This window comes from Salipiger sp. HF18 (genome assembly GCF_011806505.1).
Lineage (GTDB): Bacteria > Pseudomonadota > Alphaproteobacteria > Rhodobacterales > Rhodobacteraceae > Salipiger > Salipiger thiooxidans.
The window spans coordinates 1-3,364 of record NZ_JAATOS010000429.1 but is presented as its reverse complement, the minus strand read 5'-3'; the positions used below and the strand labels follow the sequence as shown (position 1 = coordinate 3,364).

The following is a 3,364-nucleotide window of genomic DNA, read 5'->3' as shown; positions in this document are numbered from 1 at the left end:
GCCAGATGATCTTGAGGCTGGGCCCGGCCCCAAAGTAAGCCCCGTTTGGGCACGCCTGGCGGCGATCTCCGTATCCCCACCGCCCGCCCCGCCGCTCCGCCGGCGGGTTTCGTCTTTTATGGGGGTGCTTTCGCGGGATGGCCTGCCCGGGCCCGGGTCTCCCGATGCACGGAGGCAACACCGCCCCGATACCCCGAGCCAGTCTCACCGAATATCCCGGGGCATCGAAAAGGATCCAGGGGCACCGACACCTTCGCCTCTCCGGGACCTCCCGAAAGACCGACCTCTCCACCACCAGAACACTGGCCTGTCGCGTCACGCAGGCACGGCCGCGGAGCACGATGCCGCAGGCAGAAGGGCGACAAGACCTGCGCGGGCGACAGCCCGCTCCGCCAGATCGCGCCTCGCCCGGATGACCACCCGTCCTGACGGATCGGTCCCCGGACGGGCAACAGGCCCGCACCCGCAGGCCAGCCCTCGCACCGGCGGCAAACCCGCTCCGGCAACTCAGCACTCACACGCCCCCCAATCCCCGCCGACATATCCCCCGCACGGCCAACAGCCCTTGCCGTCAGCTCAGCCCTCGCGCGGGCGCGGGCGCGAGGGGGGCTCCTTCAGCAGACCACCCACACCCATGCCCATCACGTCACGAGGCGTCACCTCGACACCGCAGAGGATACGCTCCAGCACCCAGTCGGCCCCGTTCAGCGCGGGCGAGCGGGCGCAGCCCGGCAGGCCGATGACCGGTTTCTCCCCGAGCTGGCCGAAGAACAGCAGGTTGCCCGGATCCACCGGCATGCCGAAATGATGCACAATGCCGCCCGCTGCCCGCAGCGCCTCGGGCGCGGTGTCGTGCAGGTCCGACGTGGCCGAGGCCGTCAGGATCAGGATCACCTCCGCCTCGCTCGCGGCGATGGCCGCAGCCAGCGGCGCGGTCTCGTGCGGGACCGTCACCGCCGGACCGAGCTCTGCCCCCATGCGGGTGAGCCGGTTGCGGATCGATCGCCGGCCCTTCGGCGGCGGAGGCTCGTTGCCGATCACCGTCTCGATGAGCTGCGCGCTGCGGTGGCGCAGCGGGTGCAGGCGCATGGCCTGGCCCGCCTCGGCGCAGGCCTCGGCCAAGGCGTCACCCGGCACCGCGTAGGAGATGATCTTGATCGTCGCCGCCATGCCCTTCTCGGGCAGGCTCTGCCATTGCCGCACCGTCGCCACGGTGATCATCGGGTGCACCGCGTTCACCGCGTCGATGCGCGCGGCGTCGACCTCGAGCACCCCGATCTGCGCCGCGTGCAGATTCACCCGTCCCGTCGTCGCGCGGCCGATCTTCAGCCTTGCAGCCGCGGCATCGGGCACCAGCGCCGCCGCGAGTTGAGCCGCGGCCGCATCCTCGCCCACGTCGCCGGGGTCGAGCCTGGCCACCACCAGCGCGTCATGGCCCGCCGCCGCCAGTGCCGCGATGTCCCCGGCCGAGATCACCCGCCCCTTGCGCAGCCGGGTTCCGGGCAGCGCGACGGAATGCGCCAGCACACCGCCCTCGGCCTCGGCCAGCGGGACGGATCCGAATCTCACGCGCCGGTCCTCAGCACCCGGGTCATCTCGGCGAGGATCGACACCGCGATCTCGGCCGGCCCCGAGGCGCCGATGTCGAGCCCGACCGGCCCGTGGATGCGCCCGATCTCGGCCTCGGAGAAGCCCGCCGCCGTCATCCGCTCCACCCGCTTGGCCTGCGTGCGCGTCGATCCCAGCGCGCCGATGTAGAAGCAGCCCGAGCGCAGCGCCAGCTCCAGCGCCGGATCGTCGAGTTTGGGGTCGTGGGTCAGCAGCACCAGCGCCGTGCGGCCGTCAAGGCCGAGCTTCGCCACCGCCTCGTCGGGCCAGTCGTTGAGCAGCGTCTCGCCGGGAAAGCGCGCGCTGGCGCCAAAGGTCTCGCGCGGGTCGACGATGGCCGGATCGTAGCCGGCGATCTTCGCCATCGGCACCAGCGCCTGCGCGATGTGCACGGCGCCCACGATCACCAAGCGCAGCGGCGGGTTGTGGATGGCCACGAAGGTGCGCCCGTCCTCCTCGAAGCCCGAGCGGTCCATGCGAAAGCGCGTCTCGTGGCTGCTTTCGTCCAGCCGTCGCGCGCCGGTCTCGAGATCCGCCACATAGGCCACCGGGCGCCGCGCCGCGCGCGCCTCGCAGAGCGCCGTCAGCAGCTCTTCGCGCAGCACCTTGCCCACCGGCTCGACCAGCACGCGGATGGTGCCGCCGCAGGCTAGCCCCACGGCGAAGGCGTCGTTGTCCGACACCCCGAATTCGAGCTCGCGCGCCTCGCCGCTCTCGAGCGCCTCAAGGGCCTCGACGATCACCGCGCCCTCGACGCAGCCGCCCGAGACCGGGCCCTCGATTTCGGCCTGCCCCGAAATGGCAAGCTGGGCGCCCACCCGCCGAGGCGCCGAGCCCCAGGTCTGGATGACGGTGGCGAGCACCGCCCCCTTGCCCTCGCGATGCCATGCGAGGGCGGTTTCCGGGATCGTGTCGAAGCTGGCGGTCATGGTGCGGTCTCCCCCCGGGCCCGGCCGGCGCGGTGCCGGGATCTGGCCCATTTGCAAAGATGCCAAGACGGGCCGGCCTGCCGGCCCTGTCCCGCGTAACCTATCACGCGGCGCGCGCGCTTCCAGCCGTGTCAAGGTCGGGGGGGCGTCAGCCCTGCTGCCACACCGCCGAGACCTCGGCCCGCACGATGCGCGCGATCTGGGCGCAGTCCTCGAGGCTGAAGGTCAGCGGCAGGCGCATGTCGACGATGCCCGCAAGGATCCGGTCCGACGCCGGCATTGGCACGCTTTCGGCGTAGCGCCAGGAATCGTAGCGCGAGGTGAAGGCCACCGGCTCGGCGCCGCCGAACCACTTGAGCTCGACGCCACGGTCGGCGCAGCGGGCCAGCGCCTCCTGCACCAGGTCCGGCGCCCAGTCGAGCAGCAGGAACTGCAGCGAGGAACCCACGTAGGTCTCCTTCTCGTGACGCTCGACCACGGTCAGCCCGGGCGTGTCGCGCAGCCCGTCCTCGACCACGCGGTAGCGCTCGTTCCAGCGGCGCACCTGGTCGTCGAGCAGCGCAAGCTGAGGGCGCAGGATCGCCGCGCGCAGGTTGTCCATGCGGCCCGAGACGTTGGGCGTGTGGTATTTCACCCGCTCGAAGACCTCGGGACCGGGCGCCGCGAGGTGGCGTTCGTAAAGCATGTAGGAGCCCGAGAGGATCACCGCACGCGCCGCGATCTCCTCGTCATCGGTGACAAGGAGACCGCCCTCGCCCGAGTTCATGTGTTTGTAGGTCTGCGTCGAGTAGCACCCCACCGCGCCGTGCCGCCCCGAGGGCACGCCG

The 3,364-nt window shown here is 71.6% G+C and carries 3 protein-coding genes; all 3 read right to left on the bottom strand.

Annotation, left to right across the window (positions count from 1 at the left end):
- Positions 1-576: 576 nt before the first annotated feature.
- Positions 577-1,569, bottom strand: coding sequence for a molybdopterin-binding protein (locus HC022_RS21840; protein ID WP_167453811.1), 993 nt, complete (start codon positions 1,567-1,569; stop codon positions 577-579).
- Positions 1,566-2,537, bottom strand: coding sequence for an XdhC family protein (locus HC022_RS21835; protein ID WP_167453810.1), 972 nt, complete (start codon positions 2,535-2,537; stop codon positions 1,566-1,568). The genes HC022_RS21840 and HC022_RS21835 overlap by 4 nt, the downstream gene beginning before the upstream one ends.
- Before the next feature lie 148 nt (positions 2,538-2,685).
- Positions 2,686-3,364, bottom strand: a 679-nt coding sequence (locus HC022_RS21830) for a DegT/DnrJ/EryC1/StrS family aminotransferase (RefSeq protein WP_175583685.1), incomplete at its 5' end; no start/stop codon positions are given.